This window comes from Acidaminococcales bacterium (assembly GCA_031290885.1).
In the GTDB taxonomy this organism is placed as follows: Bacteria; Bacillota; Negativicutes; order Acidaminococcales; family JAISLQ01; genus JAISLQ01.
Genome location: JAISLQ010000073.1, coordinates 1 through 21,562, shown reverse-complemented (window position 1 = coordinate 21,562; position 21,562 = coordinate 1). Strand labels below are relative to the sequence as shown.

18 protein-coding genes and 1 riboswitch are annotated in these 21,562 nt (G+C 54.2%); of the genes, 5 read left to right on the top strand and 13 right to left on the bottom strand.

Annotated features, from left to right (window positions below; translation table 11 throughout):
- From rpe to LBO03_09135, 13 genes are all read right to left on the bottom strand, one after another.
- The coding region (gene rpe / locus LBO03_09195) for a ribulose-phosphate 3-epimerase (protein MDR3349748.1) at positions 1-568 on the bottom strand (568 nt) is incomplete at its 3' end.
- 64 nt (positions 569-632) lie between these two features.
- The gene (pknB, locus tag LBO03_09190) at positions 633-2,489 is read right to left on the bottom strand and encodes a Stk1 family PASTA domain-containing Ser/Thr kinase (GenBank protein ID MDR3349747.1); all 1,857 of its coding nucleotides are present in this window, start codon (positions 2,487-2,489) and stop codon (positions 633-635) included.
- Between the two features lie 18 nt (positions 2,490-2,507).
- Positions 2,508-3,212: a Stp1/IreP family PP2C-type Ser/Thr phosphatase gene (locus LBO03_09185; protein MDR3349746.1), complete on the bottom strand. Its 705-nt coding sequence runs from the start codon at positions 3,210-3,212 to the stop codon at positions 2,508-2,510.
- A 72-nt stretch (positions 3,213-3,284) separates the two neighbouring features.
- Positions 3,285-3,725 (bottom strand): FHA domain-containing protein, encoded by a 441-nt coding sequence (locus LBO03_09180; protein MDR3349745.1) that lies wholly within the window; start codon positions 3,723-3,725, stop codon positions 3,285-3,287.
- Positions 3,726-3,742: 17 nt separating this feature from the next.
- Positions 3,743-4,840: a 23S rRNA (adenine(2503)-C(2))-methyltransferase RlmN gene (gene rlmN, locus LBO03_09175; GenBank protein ID MDR3349744.1), complete on the bottom strand. Its 1,098-nt coding sequence runs from the start codon at positions 4,838-4,840 to the stop codon at positions 3,743-3,745.
- Positions 4,806-6,143, bottom strand: coding sequence for a 16S rRNA (cytosine(967)-C(5))-methyltransferase RsmB (gene rsmB / locus LBO03_09170; GenBank protein MDR3349743.1), 1,338 nt, complete (start codon positions 6,141-6,143; stop codon positions 4,806-4,808). Before rsmB ends, rlmN begins: the two co-directional genes overlap by 35 nt.
- Entirely contained in the window at positions 6,127-6,915 is a 789-nt protein-coding gene (locus LBO03_09165; protein ID MDR3349742.1) for a DUF116 domain-containing protein, read from the bottom strand. The genes rsmB and LBO03_09165 overlap by 17 nt, the downstream gene beginning before the upstream one ends.
- Positions 6,908-7,864 carry a methionyl-tRNA formyltransferase gene (fmt, locus tag LBO03_09160; GenBank protein ID MDR3349741.1) on the bottom strand — a complete coding sequence of 319 codons (957 nt, stop codon included), beginning with the start codon at positions 7,862-7,864 and terminating at the stop codon, positions 6,908-6,910. The genes LBO03_09165 and fmt overlap by 8 nt, the downstream gene beginning before the upstream one ends.
- A gap of 2 nt (positions 7,865-7,866) precedes the next feature.
- On the bottom strand, positions 7,867-8,343 hold the full coding sequence (def, locus tag LBO03_09155; GenBank protein MDR3349740.1) for a peptide deformylase: 477 nt from the start codon (positions 8,341-8,343) through the stop codon (positions 7,867-7,869).
- 34 nt (positions 8,344-8,377) lie between these two features.
- Positions 8,378-10,774 (bottom strand): primosomal protein N', encoded by a 2,397-nt coding sequence (gene priA / locus LBO03_09150; GenBank protein ID MDR3349739.1) that lies wholly within the window; start codon positions 10,772-10,774, stop codon positions 8,378-8,380.
- A gap of 256 nt (positions 10,775-11,030) precedes the next feature.
- On the bottom strand, positions 11,031-12,224 hold the full coding sequence (gene metK / locus LBO03_09145; protein MDR3349738.1) for a methionine adenosyltransferase: 1,194 nt from the start codon (positions 12,222-12,224) through the stop codon (positions 11,031-11,033).
- Positions 12,225-12,301: 77 nt separating this feature from the next.
- Positions 12,302-12,404, bottom strand: a riboswitch (SAM riboswitch).
- 202 nt (positions 12,405-12,606) lie between these two features.
- Positions 12,607-13,041: a hypothetical protein gene (locus LBO03_09140; protein MDR3349737.1), complete on the bottom strand. Its 435-nt coding sequence runs from the start codon at positions 13,039-13,041 to the stop codon at positions 12,607-12,609.
- Positions 13,042-13,284: 243 nt separating this feature from the next.
- Positions 13,285-14,517 (bottom strand): amidohydrolase, encoded by a 1,233-nt coding sequence (locus LBO03_09135; protein ID MDR3349736.1) that lies wholly within the window; start codon positions 14,515-14,517, stop codon positions 13,285-13,287.
- 219 nt (positions 14,518-14,736) lie between these two features.
- On the opposite strand from LBO03_09135, the gene LBO03_09130 reads away from it, so the two are divergent.
- The 5 genes from LBO03_09130 to LBO03_09110 all read left to right on the top strand — a co-directional run.
- Positions 14,737-15,261, top strand: coding sequence for a hypothetical protein (locus LBO03_09130; GenBank protein MDR3349735.1), 525 nt, complete (start codon positions 14,737-14,739; stop codon positions 15,259-15,261).
- On the top strand, positions 15,233-15,898 hold the full coding sequence (locus LBO03_09125) for a DUF1847 domain-containing protein (GenBank protein MDR3349734.1): 666 nt from the start codon (positions 15,233-15,235) through the stop codon (positions 15,896-15,898). The genes LBO03_09130 and LBO03_09125 overlap by 29 nt, the downstream gene beginning before the upstream one ends.
- A gap of 238 nt (positions 15,899-16,136) precedes the next feature.
- Positions 16,137-17,396, top strand: coding sequence for a Glu/Leu/Phe/Val dehydrogenase (locus LBO03_09120; GenBank protein MDR3349733.1), 1,260 nt, complete (start codon positions 16,137-16,139; stop codon positions 17,394-17,396).
- 350 nt (positions 17,397-17,746) lie between these two features.
- Positions 17,747-20,437, top strand: a complete 2,691-nt coding sequence (locus tag LBO03_09115; protein MDR3349732.1) for a response regulator — start codon at positions 17,747-17,749, stop codon at positions 20,435-20,437.
- A gap of 59 nt (positions 20,438-20,496) precedes the next feature.
- The coding region (locus tag LBO03_09110; GenBank protein ID MDR3349731.1) for a response regulator at positions 20,497-21,562 on the top strand (1,066 nt) is incomplete at its 3' end.

Below are 21,562 nucleotides of genomic sequence, written 5' to 3'. Positions count from 1 at the left end.
CGCCGGCCGTATGGCGGTTTATGCCGCCGTCAACCTGTATAAGCGCTTTGCTGCCGACCTTTAGCAGCAAGTCCTTCAATTTATATATTTTGGCAACAGTTTGCTCAATAAACTTCTGGCCGGCAAACCCGGGGTTTACCGACATAAGCAATATAAGGTCGGCGTCGCGCAAAATTTCTTCCACCGTCCCGAGCGCGGTCGCCGGGTTCAGGGAAAGGCCGGCTTTCATATATTCGCCGCGGGCGCTTTTTTTGTTTTTGATCATGTCCAGCAACCTATGCAGGTGTTTTTCCGTTTCGGCATGGACGGTAATCAAATCGGCGCCCGCCGCCGCAAAATCGCCAACAAACTGGGAGGGGGTTTCCACCATCAAGTGGCAGTCGAAAAAAAGGCCGCTCAAAGGCCGCAGGCTCGCCACTATCGGCGCGCCGAAAGTCAGGGCGGGAACAAAATGCCCGTCCATTACGTCGATATGCAGCCAATCGGCGCCGGCTTTTTCCAGCTTGCGGACTTCTTCTCCCAACGCGGCAAAATCTGCGGATAAAATAGAAGGGGCTATTTTTACCATTTAAATCTCCTCTTTGCTGGCGCGCGGATTTTCAGCAAAGGCAGCCCGGGCGCCGGCTTTTGCGTCAAATGAATTTTTCCTCCACCAGCCGCTCGTTGCTGTAAAGCTGCACCCGCACATTGCCGAGGCCGTCCACGGTCTGCCTTATCCGCTCGCCCGCGTCATGTACGCCCTCATAGATCGCGCGGCGGCTCCGGTTGTCGGTAACGACGATCTTTATTTGTTGATTTTTCCCGTCCGGGACGACAAATTCGACGATTCCCTGTTTGCTCTGTTCGTTCAGGGACCTTGCCACGCTGATGATCACGCCGTCGCCTTCGCTGACCTGCTGGCCGGGGAGCGGTATCTGCCCCACAACCGTTCCGCTCGGGCTGTCGGAGGTGTATTGGTCTTCTATGTCGTTAATTCTCAATTTCAAGGAAAGTATCCGCAAACGGGCTTCATTGGTAGTCAGGCCGGCCAAGTCCGGCATGAGCACCTTTTTGCCTTTGGCCGCCGCCACGACTATGTCGATGTAAGTGCCCGCTCCCACCTGGGCGGGCGGGGAAGGGTTCTGCCAAAGCACCGTCCCCGGCGCCTGGCTCGGTTCTTCCCTCTCTTCCACCCGGCCGGCCAACAGGGACAGGCCATTCAGCGTGTCCAATGCCTGGCGGATATTGGAGCCTAAAAGCGCGGGCACGTTTATAAGTTGCGGCCCTTTGCTGACGTCAATCTTTATTTCCCGGTATTGCTTTACTATGCTGCCGGCCGCCGGAGACTGCGCAATAACCAGGCCGGCCGGTACGGACGCGCTGAATTCTTCGTTTATGCTGCTGCCGAGATTTTTCCGATCCAAGAGGTTTTTCGCTTCCTCAACCGGCTTGCCGGCAAGATCGGGAACATCCACCTCTCCGGCGCCGCCGAAATACGCGTACATTACATAGGCGCTGAGAAAAAAGGCTGCCGCCAGGGCAAAAACCGGGGCAAGGTATTTGTAGTATTTGGCGATGGCAAGCTTTCTCGCTTTAACTGCGGCGGGTTTGCTTTTTTTAAGGGCATCCTGAACCGCCGCTTTGTCAATGACGGCCGTCGCCCCCGCCGGGGAAAGGCCGTCCCCGCCCTCGGCGCACTCTTCGGCGGCGTCCAGCGCCTTTATGAACATTTCGGCGCTCTCATAGCGTTCTTCGGGGTTTTTGGCCAAGGTCCTGCTGACAACGGCTTCCAGGGCAGCCGGCACATCGGCGTTTACGTCGCGCAAAACAGGCGGCGGCGACTGCGCGTGTTTCATGGCTACGGCGATAGGGGTGTCGCCGGTAAAAGGCAGCTTCCCTGTCAGCATTTCAAAAAGCGCCACCCCGAGAGAATATATGTCCGAACTGAAGGTTACCGGTTCGCCTTTGGCCTGTTCCGGCGACAAATAATGCACCGAGCCCAGGATAGAGCCCGCAAAAGTAACCGTTGACGAACTGATGGCGTGCGCTATGCCGAAATCGCTTACTTTAGGGTTGCCCGCAGCGTCGATCATTATGTTGTGCGGCTTTATGTCGCAATGCACTATGCCGCGCGCGTGCGCCTTGCAAAGCGCCCCGGCTATGCCGCGCGCGATAAACGCCGCCCGCTTCCAGCCAAGCGGCGCTTCCCGCGTTATCAATTTTTGCAGCGTCTCGCCTTCCACAAATTCCATGACTATATAATGCAGGCCGTCTTCCGCGCCTATATCGAAAATGCCGACAATATTGCCGTCGCTCAAACTGCCGGCCGCCCGCGCTTCGCGCCCAAACTTTTTTACAAACCCATCGTCGGCGGCAAATTGCGGCCTGAGCACCTTAACGGCCACAACGCGGTCAAGGCTAATATCCACGGCCTTGTATACCTCGGCCATGCCGCCGCAGCCAATGCTTTCCGTTATTTTATAGCGGCCTTTCAATATTCTGTCGATCATAAAAACGCAGCCTCGCCATCAGTATTGCATACATATAACGCTTATGTTGTCGAATCCGCCCGCCGCGTTGGCGGCGTCAATCAGGCGGACGGCCGCCTCTTCCGGATCGCCCGGGCTTTTGCCGATAATTTCGGCAATCGCCTCGTCCGTCAGCATATTGGTCAGGCCGTCGGAACAAACAAGGAAAACGTCTTTCGCCAAAAGGTCGACGCAGCCAGTATCAGGCGCAATATCGGGCGCGGCGCCGACCGCTTTGGTAATAACGTTCTTGCTGGGATGCACGGCGGCCTCCTCAGGCGTTATTTGCCCGGATGCCAAAAGCTGCGCGACGAATGAGTGATCAGCGGTTATGCGTTCCAATTTCGCGTTCCGGAACAAATACAACCGGCTGTCGCCGACATGGGCGTAAAAAAGTTTGTCCCCCGCGACGCTGGCCAGGGTAAGGGTAGTGCCCATCCCCTGGCAGAGGGCCTCTCTTTGCGCTTTGTTGAAAATGTATTTGTTGGCGTACCTGACCGCTTCGGCAATAACAAACAAACGGTCGTGCCCTTCATGGGCGCCGATAAATTCGTTCGCGCACGTTATGGCGTCCCGGCTCGCTATCTCGCCGGCCAAATGCCCGCCCATCCCGTCCGCCACTATGCACAAATTCGGTTCGGCCAATATGCTGTCTTCATTGTTTTCACGCACAAGGCCGCGATCCGTCCTGCCGAATACCTTCATACGCCCCCACCTTTTGCCAAGCTCCCCAAGCCCGCGCCCTAACGCCCCGCTGCCCCGCGCAAACGCGGGCCTTTATTGCAATTCATAAACAATGACCGTATTGCCGGTCTTTATCAAGTCGCCATGCCGCAAAATTTTTTGGCTTATCCGCTGGCCGTTCAAAAATGTGCCGTTCGTGCTTTTGCCGTCGTAGAGCACATGGCGTCCGTTTTCATTTACGATGAAGGCGTGCAGGCGGGAAACGCTTATGTCGCTGAGCAAAAGCTCGCTGCCCGCCATCCGGCCAATGTTTACCTGGCCGCTTTCAAAGGATATTTCCAAACCGGCGTCCTTGCCTGAGACGACTTTCAGCACGGCCGGCAAAGCCCGCTTTTGTTCGGGCATTTTTACGGCACGGAAAAATATTTTTGTCCGTTGGTCGCCGCCCTCCCCTTCGCCCGCGCGTGCGCCCAAAAAAGCGTTTTTTGTCCGCCGCGCCCCCGCCGCCGGAAAGATTTTGCGCAAAAAAAACATGTTTGCCACAACCTCGCTTAATCACCCATATAACGGGCCCGGAGCTGGCCGCAGGCCGCCTGTATGCCGGAACCCATCTCTTTCCTCACGGTCGCCGTTACGCCGCTGTCTTGCAGAACGGCCAGGAATTTTTCCGTCCGCCTTCTGCCCGGTTTTTGCCAGTTTTTCCCCTCGATCGGGTTGACCGGGATGACATTGACCGCGCAAAGGGCGCCGCGCAGGAGCTTGGCGAGTTTTTCCGCCATCCGCTCGCCGTCGTTGAGGCCCTTGATCAAAAGGTACTCGTAAGTTACCCGCCGCCCGGTAATCTCGGCATAACGGGCGGCCGCCTCCACGACGCCGGCTATTTTGTATTTGCGGCCAACCGGCATGAGTTCGCCGCGCAGCCCGTCCTCCGGGGCATGCAAGGACACCGCCAGGGTAACGGGCATTTTCTCCGCCGCCAGCCTGTTTATGCCGGGAATTATCCCGCAGGTGGAGACCGTAATGTTGCGAAACCCGATGTTGTAAACGGCGGGATCGTGCAAAAGGCGCAAAAACATCACAAGCTGTTCATAATTTAAAAGCGGCTCGCCCGACCCCATGACCACCACGTTGTTTATGTTGGCGCCGCCGATGAAGTGCTTTTTCAAAAGCGCGGCCTGCGCCAGCATCTCGCCCGCCGTAAGGCTGCGGATCAGGCCGCGCGCCGCGCTGGCGCAAAAAACGCAGCCCATGCCGCAGCCAGCTTGGCTGGACACGCACACGCTGTAGCCATAACTATGCCGCAAGCCTACCGTTTCAATCGCCTGGCCGTCCGGCAATTCAACAAGCAGTTTGGCGGCAAGGCCGCCTGCCGACAATTTGTGGGCAAGGACGCCGGCCAGCGCGGGCAAAACGGTAAATTTTTCCCGCAGCAGCGCCGCGTCTTTGGCGGCTATGTCGGTCATGGCGGCAAAATCCCAGACATTGGCTTTGTAAAGCCAGCGGGCAACCTGCCGCCACCTGAACGGGGACAGATCCAGTTCGCCCATAGCTTCCCGCAAACGCTCCTGTGTCATTCCAAATATTTCCAGTTTATGTCCCTCACCGTTATTATAGTCATTTGCGCCGCAAAACACAAATAAAGAATCCATCCGTTTTATCTATGTGCGGCCAGAGCTGGAGGCAATCAACCATCGCCGGTTCGCGCGGATGCTCTATTTTTGCCAGTTCAAAGCAGACGTTTTCGGCGAGGAAGCTTTTTACCAGCGCGAAATTTTCCGCCGGCTCGGTAGTGCAGGTGCTGTAGAGCAGTTTCCCGCCCGGGCGCACATAGCGGGCGGCGGCGCGCAAAATCGCCGCTTGCAGGGGGGGGAACCTTTCCAGATCGGTTTCCTGCCTGCGCCAGCGCAAATCCGGCCGGCGGCGCAAAACCCCCAGCCCGGAACAGGGCGCGTCCACCAGCACCCTGTCGGCCAAAGAGAACCACTCCGGGTTTGCCGCGGCGGCATCCTGCCGGACGGTTTTTATTATAGCAATGCCCATGCGTTGGGCGTTCTCGTTTATAAGCGCAAGCTTGTGATCGTAAAGATCACAGGCAATGATTTCTCCTTTGTTTTGCATAAGCTGCGCGATATGGACGGTTTTGCCGCCGGGCGCGGCGCACAAATCCAGCACCGTCTGGCCGGGCCGTGCGTCAAGATAAGGCGCGGCCAACATGGAACTTTCGTCCTGCGCCTGATAAAGCCCCCGCCGGAAACTGCCGAGCGCGGAAAGCGGCGGGACGTGTTCGGCCACGAGGCCTTCCGGCCGCCACAAAGACGGTTTTGTTTCGACTCCTTCCGCGCGCAACATCTCCCGCAGCGCGGCGGCGCTTATTTTCAGCGTATTGGCGCGCAAACACACGGGCGCCGGCAGATTGTCGATTGCGCAGAGTGCCTTGGCTTCCTCTTTGCCGATTTGGCGCTCCCAGCGCTCAAAAAGCCAAAGCGGATGCCGCCGGGCAAGCGTTTCCGCCAATTCCGGCTCCGCTTCCAGCCCGCCGCCGTCTTTCCAGCGCGCCGCCGTGCGCAGGACGCCGTTGACAAATCTGGCCGTTCCCTCATGCCCGAACGCCCTGGCCTGTTTTACCGCCTCGTTGCAGACGGCCGCAACGGGTATTTTGTCGAGGAAAAACATCTGGTAAAAGCCCAGCCGCAGCACATACAAAATTACCGCCGGAATCTTTGCTATCGGCCTGTCGGCAAACCTGGCCGAAAGGCCGTCAAGTGCCGGGCCCGCCCTGACCGCCCCGTAAACCAATTCGGTAACAAACCGCCGCTCCTCCTCCGGCAGCCGGTTTTTATTAAGTTCACGGCCAAGGGCGATATTGGCGTAAGCGCCGTCTTTCCACACGCCGGAAACAATGCGCAAGGCGAGCAGCCGGGACGGCGACATACGTTCAGGCGGGTTTCCCATAATCGTCTCCCCGTCCGATGATCCTCCTGATGGTTTTTTCCACCAGTTGCGTATCCACCACCGTATTAAAACAAGGCCCGTTAGGCCGCTCATTCAAAACGCCAAAAGCCGGCAGCGGGAAAACATCCTGTATGCCGCTGGTCAGGTCCCTTTCGCAGGCGACCGCCAGCACCGCTTTCGGCCTTATGCTCATCACCGCCTTGCGCGCCAAGGTGCCGCCCGGCGCCACCGCCATGTTCACGCCGTAGGCGCGGCATATCCGCAAAAGATCGCCTATTCGGCAGCCGCCGCATTGGCGGCAGTTGTCAACGTCTTGCGTTATTTTGTAAGGGCAGTCGCCGCGCTGCAAACAGTGCGGCAAAAGCAGCAGCAACCTTTCCGGGGCGACGATAATTTTTTTCTGCTGGAACAGATGATTGCTCAAAGCAATGAAGGAACGCTCTATGCGCTCTTTGCCGATATTGAACAAGCGGCCGAAAAAAACCGCCAAAGGGAAAAACACGTTGACGAATTTCCAGGCCATGCCCTGAAACAGCCTGAACAAAGGCACGCCCGCAACCACCAGCGCCATCAGGAAAAGCGCGAAAAGCGAAAAAACCAAAAGAAGCAGGATAAGGCCGCCGACAATCGCCGGAAGGTACGAACTGATATTGCCAAGCCCGGGCGCCATAATATGCCACAACAAATAAACCACGCCGGCCAAAAGCAGGACGCTGATCAAAACGAGCGCCAAAAACAGGCGTTTTTTCGGCCTCTGCGACTTTTCAAACATCGGATTGTCTCCCAAAACACAGCCCTTCGCCTTTGCCGCCGTATCCTTTGATAAAATCCAAAGCCGACATTACCTTCTTGCTTTCAGGCTGTACTTTTAATATTTCCAGCGCCCCGTCGGCGGCGGCGATCAAAAAGCCATCGCCGGTCAGTCCGGCAAACCGTCCCGGCGGCAACCGCCCGGCATCCTTTTTGTAAAGCCGCGCGGCGTGTATTTTTAAGCGCCCGTGTTCGGTAGTCGTATAAGCTACCGGCCAGGGATAAAGGCCGCGTATCTTGTTGAATACTGACGCGCCGGAAGCGCGCCAGTCAATGATTTCCAAATCGCCGGTCAGCTTGGGGGCGTAGTTGGCCAGCCTGTCGTCCTGCGCCGCCGGCGTCAGCTCGCGCTTTTCCAATTTTTCCAGCGCCGCCGCCAAAAGGCGCGCGCCGGAAACCGCCAGGCGATCATGCACCTGGCCGGTCGTTTCGTCGTCGCCGATCGCTATGCGGCTGGACATAAGTATCGCGCCCGTATCCATGCCTTTATCCATCAGCATGATGGTGTTGCCCGTTTCTTTTTCCCCGTTGAGCACGGACCAGTGTATAGGCGCCGCCCCGCGATACTTAGGCAATAGCGACGCGTGCAGGTTTATGCACCCGTAAGGCGGTATTTTCAATATCTCTTCCGAAAGTATCTGCCCGAAGGCCGCCACAATAATAACGTCAGGCGCAAGCGCCCGCAAACGTTCGACAAACCAAAGGTCCCGTATTTTCGGCGGCTGCGCCACCTCAAGGCGCAAAGCCAGCGCCGCCTGTTTCACAGGGGATGCGGCCAGGCGGCGCCCCCTTCCCCGGGGGCGGTCGGGCTGCGTAACGACCAGGGCAAGCTCATGTTTCTGTTCATGCAAAACTTTCAGGGCAGGGACGGCAAAGTCCGGCGTACCCATAAAAACCATGCGCAGCGCCATGCTTACCCCTCCGCTTTTTTCTCTTCCTGTTTGGAAATGCTCGTTGCCCGGTCAATAAACAGTATGCCGTCAAGATGATCTATTTCGTGCTGTATCGCCTGCGCCTTGATCCCCTCGGCCGCTAAAAATATCTTCTGCCGCCGCCTGTTCACGGCCTCCAATTTTATCTTCCCGGCTCTTTCCACTTCCCCGAAAAGGCCGGGGAAACTAAGGCAGCCTTCCTGTTTGCATGTCTGCGTCCCTTCGCTCGCGACGATCCGGGGATTTATTAGTTCCAAAAGCCCGTCGCCGGCGTCAATGACGACAACGCGCTTCTTCTCCCCCACCTGCGGCGCGGCCAGGCCCACTCCCGCCGCGGCGTACATGGTCTCGGCCATATTGTCCAAAAGCTTATGTATGCTTTTATCAATCCTTGCGACCGGCAAAGCTTTTTCCCGCAAAACTGGGTCGCCCGCCTGCCGTATAATAAGTTTCGCCATAAAGCCCTCCCGTTCGCGCTGCTTTAATGTTTCATTATATCACACTGAGCGGGTCAACATCAATAAACGCGTCCTTATAGCTTGACCAGTCGGCGCTCAATTTATTTTTTACCAAATCCGGCCGATCTGTTTTTACAATTATCAGCATTTTATAAAGCCCCCGCACTTTTTCCACCATGCCGGGAAACGGCCCGTTTATTTCCAGCCGACCCGCCGGCAGGGAGATGCCTTTGAGCGCGCGGAAAATTTCCGCCGCCTTCTCGGCGCTGCCTCGCTGGGTTTTGCCGGCAACGCCGATCTTTATGACGCAAGAATAAGGAGGATAAAAAAGTTCTTCCCGGCATTTGAGCTCATAGCCGGCAAACCCGGCGTAATCCTGCCTGCGGACGTACTCTATGACCGGATGCCGCGCTTCATAAGCCTGCAAGACGACCGTGCCCTTTTTCGCGCCGCGCCCCGCCCGCCCGGCCGCCTGCGTCAGCAGCGCGAAAGCGCGTTCGCCCGCGCGAAAATCCGGCAGGTTGATAAGGGCGTCGGCCGCCAACACGCCGACAAGCGTTACATTTTGGATGTCGTGCCCTTTGGCGACCATTTGCGTGCCCAGAAGCAGATCGTATTCGCCCCGGCGGAAAGCGTCAAGAATTTTATCATGCGCCATTTTCCGCCCGGTCGTATCCTGGTCCATGCGTATTACCCGCAAAGACGGCATAAGCTCCGCCAACTGCGTTTGCGCCTTTTGCGTCCCCGAGCCAAAAAACCTTATCCGGCGGCTCCGGCATTGCGGACATTGCGCCGGCGCTTCTTTCGTGTACCCGCAATAATGGCAGCGCAACAGGCCGCCCTCCTGATGGTAGACCAAAGAAACGGCGCATTGCTCGCATCTTTCCACATAGCCGCAGTCGCGGCACAGGACAAAAGTCGCAAAGCCCCGCCTGTTTAAGAGAACGATCGCCTGCTCATTTTTCGCGGGCAAAAGCCGCAGCCGCTCGGCCAGTATTGACGACAGCACCCCTTTGTTGCCGCTTTTGATCTCTTTCGACATGTCGGCAACCACGACTTCGGGCAAAACGGCCTGCCCCGGCCGCTTCTCAAGCCGCAGCATGAAGTATTCGCCGTTTAAAGCCTTGTAATAGCTCTCCAGGCTCGGCGTCGCGCTTCCCAGCACCAACGGGACGCCGTTTATCCGCGCCAGCTCTTCCGCCACCGTCCGCGCGTGATAACAAGGCCGTTCTTCCTGCTTGTAACTATATTCGTGTTCCTCGTCGACAATGACCGCCCCCAACGCGGCAAAAGGCGCGAAAAGAGCTGAGCGCGCGCCGATCAATATAAAAGGGCCGCCTTTTTTGATTTTTGCGAAAACATCCATGCGCTCATTGAGCGAAAGCCGGCTGTGAAAAACCAGCACGCTGTCCGGGAAACGCTCCTTAAAGCGGCGGACGAGCTGTCCGGTCAGCGCGATTTCCGGCGTCAGCAAAAGCGTCTGGCCACCTTTTCTATAGACGGTTTCCGCGATGTCCAAATATACCTCGGTTTTGCCGCTGCCGGTAACGCCGTAGAGCAAAAAAGCCCCGCCCGCGCCTTCTTTTACGCATTGCCTGACCCGGTCGGCGGCTGTTTCCTGCTCTTCGCTTAAAACAACCGGTTCCTTGCCGTCAACGGCCGCGCTGTAGCTGTCGCGCGCAACCTGCCGGCTGGAAAAAGCGACCAAGCCGCTGTCGCGCATCCGCTTCAAGGTATCAAGCGCGACTCCCCGCCGCTTGAGGTCGTCCGCCAAAAGGCCGCCGGGATTTTGCATTAAAATCTCTGCGGCCTTTTTTCTCGCCGCCCGGCAGCCGGGATGCCCGGCCAGATAGTCTTGCAGTCCCGCGAGCGGCTTTACCGCTACGGCCAGCTTTTCCTTGAACTTATCCTCGACCGCCCTGCCTCGCGCGAGGACATTGCGGCGGACAAGCTCATCGATAGCCGCTTGGTCGAAAAAGCCGAGTTGTCTTTTTATCCTGCCGCGGCCGGCCCTTCCCTCCGCGCGAAGGAGAGCGGCCAGCCGCCCGGCGTAGCCGTCCCCCTCCGCAAGAAATTCGCCGCCCGCAAGATAATAAAAAAATTTATCTTCCGTGCTTTTTTTTCCGGGCAAAAACAGCCGCATAGCCTCCGCCATAGTGCATAGATAGTAATCGGACAGCCAGGCGGCCAAACAAAGCATGTTCCGGTCAAACCAGGGCTCCCCGCCCAGCGTCCGCGCTACTGCTTTAAGGTCGCGCCCGCCCGGTCCGCCCTCATATTTTTTCAATATAAAACCTTCGGCCAGGCGGCCGGCAAAAGGAACCAATACGCGCCATCCCACGTCCGCCGCCAAAGCGTCCGGCAAAAGATAGGTAAAAGTATGGTCAAGCCCTTTTGCCGCCAAGTTTACGCAAACTTCCACAAGCCGCATTTTATCACCGCCAAAATTTACCGTCCGTGATTTCATGCTGTTCGCAGGTTAAAACAGGCAAAGGAACAATTTGCCGTCCGGCGCGGCGCCAAACGCAGGCGAGCCCGCAGGGGCGAGGCTTTAGCGCAAAGCGGGGCGGCAAATGGGCCAAAAAGACAGCATGGTTTCAATCTGAAAGCAGCATAAACAGCATTGACCAACCCCCTCCGATAGGCGCAATGCAACGGAGAAGGTTGGTCAAATGCCCAAATACCGTTTAAATGCCGGCTTGCGCGCGAAGCAGAGCGGCTTTGTCAGTTTTCTCCCAGGGCAGATCCAATTCGGCGCGGCCAAAATGGCCGTAGGCCGCCGTCTGTTTATATATGGGGCGGCGCAGGTCAAGCGCTTTTATGATGCCGGCCGGGCGCAAATCAAAGTTGGCGTTTATCAATTCGGCGATTTTTTCGTCCGGTATCTTGCCTGTGCCGAAAGTTTCCACAAAGATCGAAACCGGATGCGCCTTGCCGATGGCGTAAGCCAATTGTATCTCGCATTTGCCGGCCAGCCCTGCGGCCACAATGTTCTTGGCCGCGTAACGGGCGGCGTAGGCGGCGGAGCGATCCACCTTCGTCGGGTCTTTGCCGGAGAAGGCGCCGCCGCCGTGCCTGGCCATGCCGCCATAGGTATCGACGATGATCTTGCGGCCGGTCAACCCCGCATCCCCCTGCGGCCCGCCCACGACAAAGCGCCCGGTCGGATTTACATAATATTTGGTCTTGCCGGACAGTAATTGGGCATCGATCACCGGTTTTATGACGTACTCCTTCATGTCGGCGGCGATCTGCGCCAAACCCACCTGTGGCGCGTGCTGGGTGGATATGACTATCGTGTCGACGAACACGGGCTTGCCGTTCTCATATTCCACCGTTACCTGCGTCTTGCCGTCCGGGCGCAGATAAAGAAGCGTCCCGTCCTTGCGTACTTCGGCCAGGCGGCGGGCCAGCTTGTGGGCGAAACTTATCGGCGCCGGCATTAATTCGGGGGTTTCATCGCTGGCGTACCCGAACATCATGCCTTGATCGCCGGCGCCGACGGCTTCTTCCGCATCCATTTGTCCGCCCTCGCGCGCTTCCAGCGCCTTATTGACGCCCATGGCGATGTCGGCCGACTGTTCGTCGATAGATACCAGTATGCCGCAAGTGGCGCCGTTGAAACCGATTTCAGCCTGGTTGTAGCCGATGTCTATGACGGCGCCGCGGACAATTTTCGGTATGTCGATGTAGCAGTTTGTCGTTATCTCCCCCACTACGTGCACCTGGCCGGTAGTAACCAGCGTTTCGCAGGCCACCCGCCCCTGGGGGTCGCGCGCCATGATTTCGTCAAGGATAGCGTCCGATATCTGGTCGGCCATTTTATCGGGATGTCCCTCGGTAACTGATTCGGATGTAAACAGTTTGCGTGAATTTGCCATTTTTAATCAACCTTCCTTTATATGTTTTGCCAAAAACAAAAAATCCCAAAAAGCTTTGGGAATAACAAGTTTAATTATCCCCATCTCACGGCCTGAAGCCGCAGGAATTGGCACCGTTTGGTCAAGCCATGGTTGCCGCGGCTTCATCGGGCCAGTCCCTCCGCCAACTCTTGATGAGTTTTATTCAGTTATAACACGCTTGCCGCCTATGCCCCTCTCCAATGCCTGCGCCATGCGGACAGAAAAAGCATAGGGTACAAATGAACATTTGCCATTTTTGTGAAAAAACTCTGCGCTCTGCTATTATATAACAAAATTCAACAGAGCGCAACAGCAAATTTTCCGAAGCCAAAAGCCGCCCGGCTCACGGCAAGGCGCCCGGTCAGTCCCCGCTCCAGACTATCCGCATCAGCTCCCTGTATTTTTCCTGCAAATGCTTGATGGCCAGATCCAAAAGCGCCCTCACCATATCCGGGTCGAAGGAACTGTCCGTGGCCGGGAGGCACATGTCGAGGATGAAGTTGTTTTCCTTGAGGTAATACTTAAAAACCTTGAAATTTCCGTTCGCGGCGGCGGCGTATTTTTCCACGCTGTCTTGTACTCCCGCCTTGTCCGGCAGCTTTTGCAATATGACGGTACGGACGACGACAAAAATGCTCTTGTCGATCAGCACCGCCACCGGCAGCTGCTGGCCGTCTATTTCCATCGTTGAGCGAAAAACTACCGTTTCCAGCTCATCCGGCAGTTCCGTGACCGTAAAACAGGTAATATTGTTCTCTTTGGTCATTTCGACAAACTTTTCCGCTTTGGCGTTCATAATTATTATCAAGCTCCTTCTGTTAAAATGTTTTTTTTTCTTTCCCGCGCCCTTCTTTCACTCATTATACTTGCTCGCCGCGCCGCTTGCAAGGGTTAGGACGCTTTTCCCTAAAGCCTCGCCGGATTTACAGATCCGCCTGTGTTTTGTCCGCGCCGGGCGGCGAATTATCGCGCAGACCTTAGCCGTGTTTTAATCTGGCAACAGTATTAAAAGCCCCTTTTGGTTGCCGAATACAAAAATTTACTTGGTGGCGGCGGGCGGATCCGTTTGGCGGCTTTCCAAAAAAGCGAGGGCGGCGGCGGCGGTTACGGGCAAAGAAGTCATGAAGGATTGATCGGAGGCTAAAAAAAACGGGCTGTGCGCCGGATATTGAGCCACGGCATCTTCTTCTGCCACGCCGAAGTGAAAAAATACGGATGGGACGCGGCTGCTGAAAAGAAAGAAGTTTTCCGAGCCATTGACGGGAAATTCTGCTTTCAGGATGTTTTCCGCGCCGATTATCTTTGCCGCCGCGCCGGTGAATGTTTCGGTAAGGTCCGGGTCGTTATAGACAGCGCCCGATCCCCGGCGGAAAAATGCCGCGCCTTTGACCCCTGTTGTCATTTCAAGGGCTGTCAGCAGCGTTTTTACGCTTTCTTCAATTTTAGGCAGCAACCGGCCATTTTGCGCCCTGATCGTGCCGGACAGCGTCAATTCTTTGGGAATGATGTTGCCGGCCGTGCCGCCGTGAATGCTGCATACGGTTATAACGGACGGGTCAAGGAAATTGTGTTTGCGGCTAGGTATGCTTTGCAGTTCGGCAACAAATTTGGCGGCGGCCAATATTATGTCGTCGGTTTGGTGGGGAGCCGCGCCGTGTCCGCCGCGTCCGGACAGGGCAATGGCAAAGCCGGTCGAGGCCAGCATGGTTTCTTGCGCTTTTACCCTTATTTTGCCGACCGGGATGCCTTCGCTCGCGTGCGCCGCCAGGACGGCGGCGACCTTGGGGTTTTCCAGGCCGCCGCCGTCAATTATTTCCTGGGCGCCGCCGCCGATTTCTTCCGCCGGCTGAAAAAAGAATTTGATGCTGCCGGAAAATTCGTCCCGCAAATTGTTGATTATATAGCACACGCCGAGCAAGTTGGCCGTATGCAGGTCATGGCCGCAGGCATGCATGACGCCGGGCGAGCGGGATTGATAAGAAAGCCCGGTCTCCTCCTGTATCGGGAGCGCGTCCATATCCGCCCTGATGGCCACGCAGCGCCCGCCCGCCCGTCCGTCTGCCTTTGCGATTATCGCCGTGCTGCGGGGCAGCCGGCTATAGGGAACCCCCCACTTCTTCAAGTAACTTTCGATCAAAGCGGCCGTTTGATATTCTTTGTAGCCCAGTTCCGGATTTTGATGCAGGGCGTGACGTATTTCTACCACCTGCCCGTATATTTCCCCGCAAAGTTTTTTTATGCGGCCGCAGAGCGCGCCCATATAAACACCCACTTTCCCGGGCGGCGCCCAGACTTTGGCGACCGGCGCGAACCATGGCCGCCTGTTTGCGAATTATTATAACATATTGCAAGCCAATTGTAAGCAAACCGCAAATGAATACAACGAGGATGCAATTTATGTGTTTATGTAAAAAGGTATTTGTGCTATTATTAAACATGAGCGACAAGATAATTCGGCAAATGATATTTACGATTTTTATCGGAGTGTTGTATGAGCGGCAAAAAAGCTAACATTGAAAAACTGGCCGGCATGATCCTGACTTTGTTTCACAGTTTGGCGCAGCTTGAAGCACAAGAGAAGGCATTGCTGGAATCGGCCATTGAAGCAACGGGCGACCGGGAACTAACGGCTCTTGACCTTTCTTTGGCGGAATGTGGCATTATAGCTCAAATACAATGCAACGAAGAGCTCAATACAACCGGTTTGGCCCAAAATACCGGCATGACCAAAGGCGGCGTATCCAAGCTGACGGCGCGGATGGCCGCGAAGAAGCTGCTGTCGCCGGTCCGCCTGCCGGACAACCAGAAGGAAGTGCGTTATAAACTCACGCCTTTGGGCGAAGAGTTAGCCGCCCTTTACGCGCAGTTAAAAAGGCGCGAAGAAAAGAGGCTTGCCAAACTGTTTTCCGGTTACGGCAACAAACGGGTAGCGGCCGGCTTGGAGATGGCGGGCGATTTAATGAATTTTGTCAATCGGGGAGGAAAAGATGGGAGAAGCAAAAACGAAAAAAGATAAAAAGGCGTTAAGCTGTTCCGAGTGCGGCGTGCACAATTGCCGTTCGCTGGACGGGGAATTTCCTGAATTTTGCCTCACTAAGGCTTCGGCTAAAGAGAACGAAGAAGCGCTCGCTATTTACCGCACGCACCCGGAATATTCCAAAGCAGCCAAAGCTTCCGGCGAAGTGGAAGGGATATTTTACCGGCAGCTTACCCGCGCGGAGGAAATAATAGAATTTGCCAAAAGGATCGGCGCGAAAAAGATCGGCATAGCCACCTGCGCCGGGCTGGCGGAGGAGGCGCGCGTGTTCGCCCGCGTCGTGGAAGCCAAAGGGCTTGCAAGCTATAGCGTCCTTTGCAAAGTCGGCGCCACAGATAAAACGGCGATCGGCATAAGGCCGGAGGACAAGATAAATAAAGGGGCAGCGCATGAATCGCTTTGCAATCCTATATTGCAGGCTAAACTGCTTAACAAGAAAAAGACCGACCTTAACGTGCTCATCGGCCTTTGTGTCGGGCATGACGCCCTGTTTTGCCGACATTCGGACGCCCTGGCGACAACTCTGATCGCCAAAGACCGTCTGCTTGGGCACAATCCGGTAGCCGCCCTTTATACGGCCAAAACTTATAACAAGCAGCTATTGGCAAAGGATTGAGCAAACGGATCGGGGCGGCGGATTTTTACGGCCATTATGCCGTTTCTCGGCATGGAGACTTCGCGGCTGATTTCATGCCGCCCATCGGACGTTTGCCTCCGCGTTTTGCGTTCACGTGGGGCGGCAAAGCGGCCCCCAAACCTGTCTTTGTTTTGGCAGGGGCCGGCATGGGCCGGGATTTGGCCGGGATACGCAAACATGATATAATTTTAGCAGGCGGCAGTTTGGGAGGGAAATTATGACTGACAAATACAGCCCGTATGAAAACATGCTGGCAGTCCTGGACGAGGCGGGAAAGCACATGGGGTTCAGTTATAATGACTATGTCGGGTTGCGCTATCCTGAACGCGAATTGATCGTTTCCGTGCCGGTGGTTATGGATGACGGCCATACGGAAATATTCGAGGGATACCGCGTGCAGCACAGCAGTACCCGCGGCCCTTGCAAGGGCGGCGTGCGCTTTCATCCCAAAGCGGATCTTGACGAGGTCAAGGCCCTGGCCGCTTGGATGACTTGGAAATGCGCGCTGGTAAACATACCTTACGGCGGCGCCAAAGGCGGTGTCAAGGTCGATCCGGGGAAACTTTCCCGGGCGGAGCTCACGCGCCTGACCAAACGCTATGTCGCCCAAATACTGCCGATAATCGGCCCGGAAAGGGACATACCGGCGCCAGACGTGAACACCGACGGACAGGTGATGGCCTGGATGATGGACGCTTTCAGCATGTTCAAAGGTTACGCCGTGCCGGCGATTGTTACCGGCAAACCGCTGGAAATCGGCGGCTCGCTGGGACGGGTGGAGGCGACCGGCCGCGGCGTCATGTTTACATTGCTGAATTATCTGGAAAAAATCGGAAAGCAAGCCGCCGGCATGACGGTCGCAGTGCAGGGTTTCGGCAATGTGGGCGGCATTGCCGCTAAGCTCATGCGGGAGCGGGGATTTAAGATCGTGTCGATAAGCGATTCCGGCGGGATTTTTTATAAAAAGGACGGCATTGACGCTTCCGCCGCGCTTGAATATGCCGGAAACAACAGAAAATCGCTTGCCGGCTACGCCGAGCCGGGCCTCGAGACCATAACGGCGGAGGAATTCTGGCGGCTTGCCGTGGATGTGCTGGTTCCGGCCGCTATGGAAAATCAGATAAACGAAAAGAACGCCGCGCAAATACAGGCCGGCATCATACTTGAAGGCGCGAACGGCCCGACAACGGTTGAAGCCGACAAAATATTGGCACGAAACGGGATTGTGGTCGTCCCGGATATACTGGCCAACGCCGGGGGCGTGGTCGTGTCTTATTTTGAATGGGTGCAGAACTTGGAAGCTTTTATGTGGGATGAGGACTATATCAACAACAATCTGGAAAAGATAATGCGGAAAGCCTTCAACGATGTATGGCAGGTAAGCGTGGAAAGAAAGCTTCCCCTGCGCATGGCGGCTTATATGGTTGCTTTAGAGCGCGTGGTCAGGGCGAAAAAAATAAGGGGGGTCTTTCCATGACCGGCGCTTGCCGCGCGAAAGAGCGCATTTGTTCGCCGCTATCGGCCTTTAAAGGTCTGCATGGGAAGTTATGCCATTGTTTGCTTTATATTGTTCCCGGATTAAAATAACGCTGCCTTTGCGGCCGATTTGCCGACCTGCTTTGCTCTGAAGCTCTACGGTCCGCCGATGTTTTGCGCCGCAAAACGCGGCAAATTATCTCGCAAATCTTGTTCATGTTTTAATCCGGGAACAGTGTTGGATTTCATTTGCGTGATTTTTGCTGTTATTGTCTTTGTCCTGTTATATAATAAATTACGAAAAAATGAAAAGCAAATACGATTTATATTATGCGCGAAGGATTGACTTTTATGGAATGGAAAAACAAGCGGCTGCCACTTACCCTTGACGAGCAGAAACAGCTTTTGCTGGAACTTGCAGGCTATGAAAATGAAGATCTGCCCTTTTGGCTGGAAAAGGCGGCGCCCCCCGGCGTTTATCGGAAAACCGGGGGAGCGAGGCAATGTTTTTGCAGCAGTATCTTATTGGAAGCCTGTCCGAGTTTTCTTGTCGTATTTGACACCGAGCTGCATTATAAAATCGGTACAGGCAAGCTTTTGTGCGAAAATTTTGGGTTTTCCGATCCGGCAGAGTTAAACGATCTTTTATTGGACGAAGTATTCAGGAATTCTTTTAACAATGAATGGGTCGCCATTGCCGCGGAAAAATGCCGGGATGTAACCAATGGCCGGGAATCTTTGGTAAATTATAATGAGCATATAGATTTTTTCGATGGACGGGGGATGTACGTAAACATATATATTTCTCCTGTGTTCAATGAGAACAAAGCCTTTCAGGGCGTATATTTCCTTATGCACGACATAACCGAAATGGCCATGATGAAAGAAAAAGCGGAAGCGGCGTCCAAGGCCAAGAGCTATTTCCTTACTAACATCAGCCATGAGATCAGGACGCCGATGAACGCCGTACTGGGCATGAGCAATCTTCTGAACATGACGCCGCTTAATGAATTGCAAAAAGATTATGTTAAAAACATTTTGACCGCGTCTGATTCTTTGCTGCAAATAATAAACGATATTTTGGACTTTTCCAAAATAGACACCGAAACGCTTGAATTGGTCATGCAAAATTATAGCGTGGCCGATATGATCAGCGATATTGCCAATGTGGCCAATCTGCGGGCAATGGAAAAAAATCTGTCCTTTCTCGTTGACGTTGACCCGTCCCTGCCTAGCGTTTTAATTGGCGACGAATTGCGTGTCAAGCAGATACTTACCAACATTTTGAACAATTCTGTCAAAAACACGCGGACAGGCAGCGTGAAGCTGTGCGTGGGACATGAGGATGTTAGCGACGGCGCCCTGCTTACTTTTACTGTAAGCGATACCGGCACGGGCATTGTTCCTGAAAGCATTGGCGATATCTTTAAAATGCTCTCCCAATCGGACGTAAGCGCGCAGCATAGAACCCAAAGCACGGGACTAAGCATCGCTATCGGCAAAAATTTGGCCGAGGCTATGGGCGGAAGCTTGACAGTAAAGGGAGAACAAGGCGTAGGCACTGTTTTTGTCTTGAAAATTCCGCAAAAGGTATTTTCGGCGGAACCTATCATAACCATAAACGAGCCCGGCAAAAAGCGCGTATTGCTTTTAAGCGGCAATATGGCGGGCGATTTGGTCGAAGGCATGCTCAACAAGCTGTTCCTGCAATATGATTACATTAAAAACAGCGAATATTTTTTGGAGTACATTACCAAAAACAATTATACGCATATCATTTACTGGTATGATCTCGGCGACCAAATTGTGCGAGAAAACATAGGGAAATTGACCAATGTGGTGATCGTGGCGGTAAAAGACCTTGGCAAAATAGCAATTCAGGAAACCAGCAATCATATTGAAACGTTGTTTGAGCCGGTGCTTATTACGAACATAGCCAAATATCTCAACTTGAAACCGTCGGAACACAACAAACAGGCGGAGGACGAGACCCTCGGCAGTTTTCAGGTGCACGATGTCAGGGCTTTGCTGGTTGACGACAATGACATAAATCTTATGGTTGCCGAAGAGCTTTTAAAACATTACAACATAGAGGTTGATTCAGCGGATAGTGGGCAGCGGGCGATTGAACTCGCTAGCCAGTATAGTTATGACATTATTTTCATGGATCACATGATGCCCGAGATGGACGGGGTGGAAACCACCGCCAGGATACGAAAGTTAAACCAATGGTGTTCGCAGGTCCCGATCGTGGCGCTGACCGCCAATGCCATTGTCGGCATAAGGGAGTTTCTTATGGACAACCTGATGGATGATTATCTGAGCAAACCGATTGAAATAAAAGGGCTAAACAGCGTACTGGCCAAATGGCTGCCTGATGAAAAAATCAACCTTAAAGCGGCCGGCCATTTAAAGCGGCCGGCCGGCGACGAGCCGTTGCCGGACTTTCTGGTCAAAATCGGAGCGGAGTGCAATTTGGACGTTCGTTATTCCATAAACGCGTTGGGCGGCAACGAACATGCTTATCTGTCCCTCCTGAATATTTTCGTCAACAAGGCCGGCACAGGCAAAAACAGCCTTTTGCGCATGTTTAACGATAAAAGTTGGGATGACTTCCGGATAAATGTACACGGCTACAAAAGCGCTTTTTACAACATAGGCGCGAAAGCGCTGTCGGAGGAAGCGAGAAAATTGGAAGTGGCCGTTATCCGCGAAAATTTTGATTTTATCAAGGCAAACTTTTTTGATTTTATCCGCGGAATGGAAAAAATGGAAAAGCGGCTGGCCGCGTTGCTGCGCGAAAACAAAATGCAGGAAAACAAAATACAAGCATCCGCTGAACAAAAGGAAAAATTAAAAGACAGGCTTTCCTATGTTGTTCAATTGATCGATCGCTTGGAAGGCGACTTGGCCATAGAGCAAATGAATGAAATATTGCGTTTCGGATATGGCGACGCTGCCGATAGACTGCTCGATTCCATCAAGGTGGCCATTGAAAGCTTCGACTATGACGGAGCGGTTGAATATATAGATACATTGTAATTGGGCGCGGACGGCAAAGCGCAACGTTCCCGCTATCTTGGCAATAGCAAGGAGGAAATGTGGACAGCGATTTAAAACATACGGCATCAATACTTTTAGTCGACGATGATCCGACAAACCTGCGGTTTTTGCAGGAAGTGCTTAAAGACGATTATAAGATATACGCCGCCCCTTCCGGCGCGCGCGCCTTGAAATTCCTTGCCGCGGCCGAGCCCAGTGTCATTTTGCTTGACATTGAAATGCCCAATATGAACGGCTATGAAGTTATAAGAAAAATCAAAGAGGACGCCAGGCTCAAATCCATACCCATTATCTTCCTGACCGCGCAGGAAGGCCGGGAAAAGGAACAGGAAGCATTTGACTTAGGGGCGGTGGATTATATTTTAAAGCCGATCACGCCCGGCATAGTGCGCTCGCGGGTAGGCCTGCACGTAGAGCTTGAATCCTACAGGAAAGATCTTGAATACAAGATAGATTTGCGTACCCGCCAGTTAAAGCTGACGCAGGACGCCATTTTAGACATGCTGGCCGGAGTTACCTCTTACCGCGACAACGAAACCGGCGGGCATATAAAGCGGACTACCTGTTATTCCGAAGTGCTTGTCAACAATCTGATTAAGAAAAACCGCCCGGGTTATCAAATAGACGAAGCTTACGCCCAAAGCATAATCAAAACCGCCAAACTGCATGACATAGGCAAGGTAGCCGTTCCGGACACCATCCTTTTGAAACCTGACAAGCTCAACGACGAGGAATTTGACAAAATAAAAATGCATACGATCTACGGCGCGCAGATGATCGACGATTCGATCGAAGAACTTGGCGACACATCGGATTTTCTGCTCATTGCCAGGGAAATCGTCATCAGCCACCATGAAAAATGGAATGGCGCAGGTTACCCGAACAAATTAAAAGGCGAGGACATACCGCTGTCGGGGCGGATAATGGCGCTTTCCGACGTGTATGACGCGCTGATTTCACGCCGGCCTTATAAAAAAGGCTTTTCCCATGAAGATGCCATGAATATCATCTACAAAGACAGCGGCACGCATTTTGACCCTGTATTGGTAGAGCTTTCCGAAGATTGCTTTACGCAGTTCAGAGAAATCGCCGAACGGTTTCGGG

What these genes read in the sequence shown, in the direction of transcription:
- metK (MDR3349738.1), bottom strand. Translation starts at nt 12,224, where the DNA reads ATGGCAAATTCACGCAAACTGTTTACATCCGAATCAGTTACCGAGGGA.
- LBO03_09115 (MDR3349732.1), top strand. Translation starts at nt 17,747, where the DNA reads ATGGAATGGAAAAACAAGCGGCTGCCACTTACCCTTGACGAGCAGAAA.
- rsmB (MDR3349743.1), bottom strand. Translation starts at nt 6,143, where the DNA reads ATGGGAAACCCGCCTGAACGTATGTCGCCGTCCCGGCTGCTCGCCTTG.
- LBO03_09180 (MDR3349745.1), bottom strand. Translation starts at nt 3,725, where the DNA reads ATGTTTTTTTTGCGCAAAATCTTTCCGGCGGCGGGGGCGCGGCGGACA.
- def (MDR3349740.1), bottom strand. Translation starts at nt 8,343, where the DNA reads ATGGCGAAACTTATTATACGGCAGGCGGGCGACCCAGTTTTGCGGGAA.
- pknB (MDR3349747.1), bottom strand. Translation starts at nt 2,489, where the DNA reads ATGATCGACAGAATATTGAAAGGCCGCTATAAAATAACGGAAAGCATT.
- LBO03_09120 (MDR3349733.1), top strand. Translation starts at nt 16,137, where the DNA reads ATGACTGACAAATACAGCCCGTATGAAAACATGCTGGCAGTCCTGGAC.
- fmt (MDR3349741.1), bottom strand. Translation starts at nt 7,864, where the DNA reads ATGGCGCTGCGCATGGTTTTTATGGGTACGCCGGACTTTGCCGTCCCT.
- LBO03_09130 (MDR3349735.1), top strand. Translation starts at nt 14,737, where the DNA reads ATGAGCGGCAAAAAAGCTAACATTGAAAAACTGGCCGGCATGATCCTG.
- LBO03_09140 (MDR3349737.1), bottom strand. Translation starts at nt 13,041, where the DNA reads ATGAACGCCAAAGCGGAAAAGTTTGTCGAAATGACCAAAGAGAACAAT.
- rlmN (MDR3349744.1), bottom strand. Translation starts at nt 4,840, where the DNA reads ATGGATTCTTTATTTGTGTTTTGCGGCGCAAATGACTATAATAACGGT.
- LBO03_09185 (MDR3349746.1), bottom strand. Translation starts at nt 3,212, where the DNA reads ATGAAGGTATTCGGCAGGACGGATCGCGGCCTTGTGCGTGAAAACAAT.
- LBO03_09125 (MDR3349734.1), top strand. Translation starts at nt 15,233, where the DNA reads ATGGGAGAAGCAAAAACGAAAAAAGATAAAAAGGCGTTAAGCTGTTCC.
- LBO03_09165 (MDR3349742.1), bottom strand. Translation starts at nt 6,915, where the DNA reads ATGTTTGAAAAGTCGCAGAGGCCGAAAAAACGCCTGTTTTTGGCGCTC.
- priA (MDR3349739.1), bottom strand. Translation starts at nt 10,774, where the DNA reads ATGCGGCTTGTGGAAGTTTGCGTAAACTTGGCGGCAAAAGGGCTTGAC.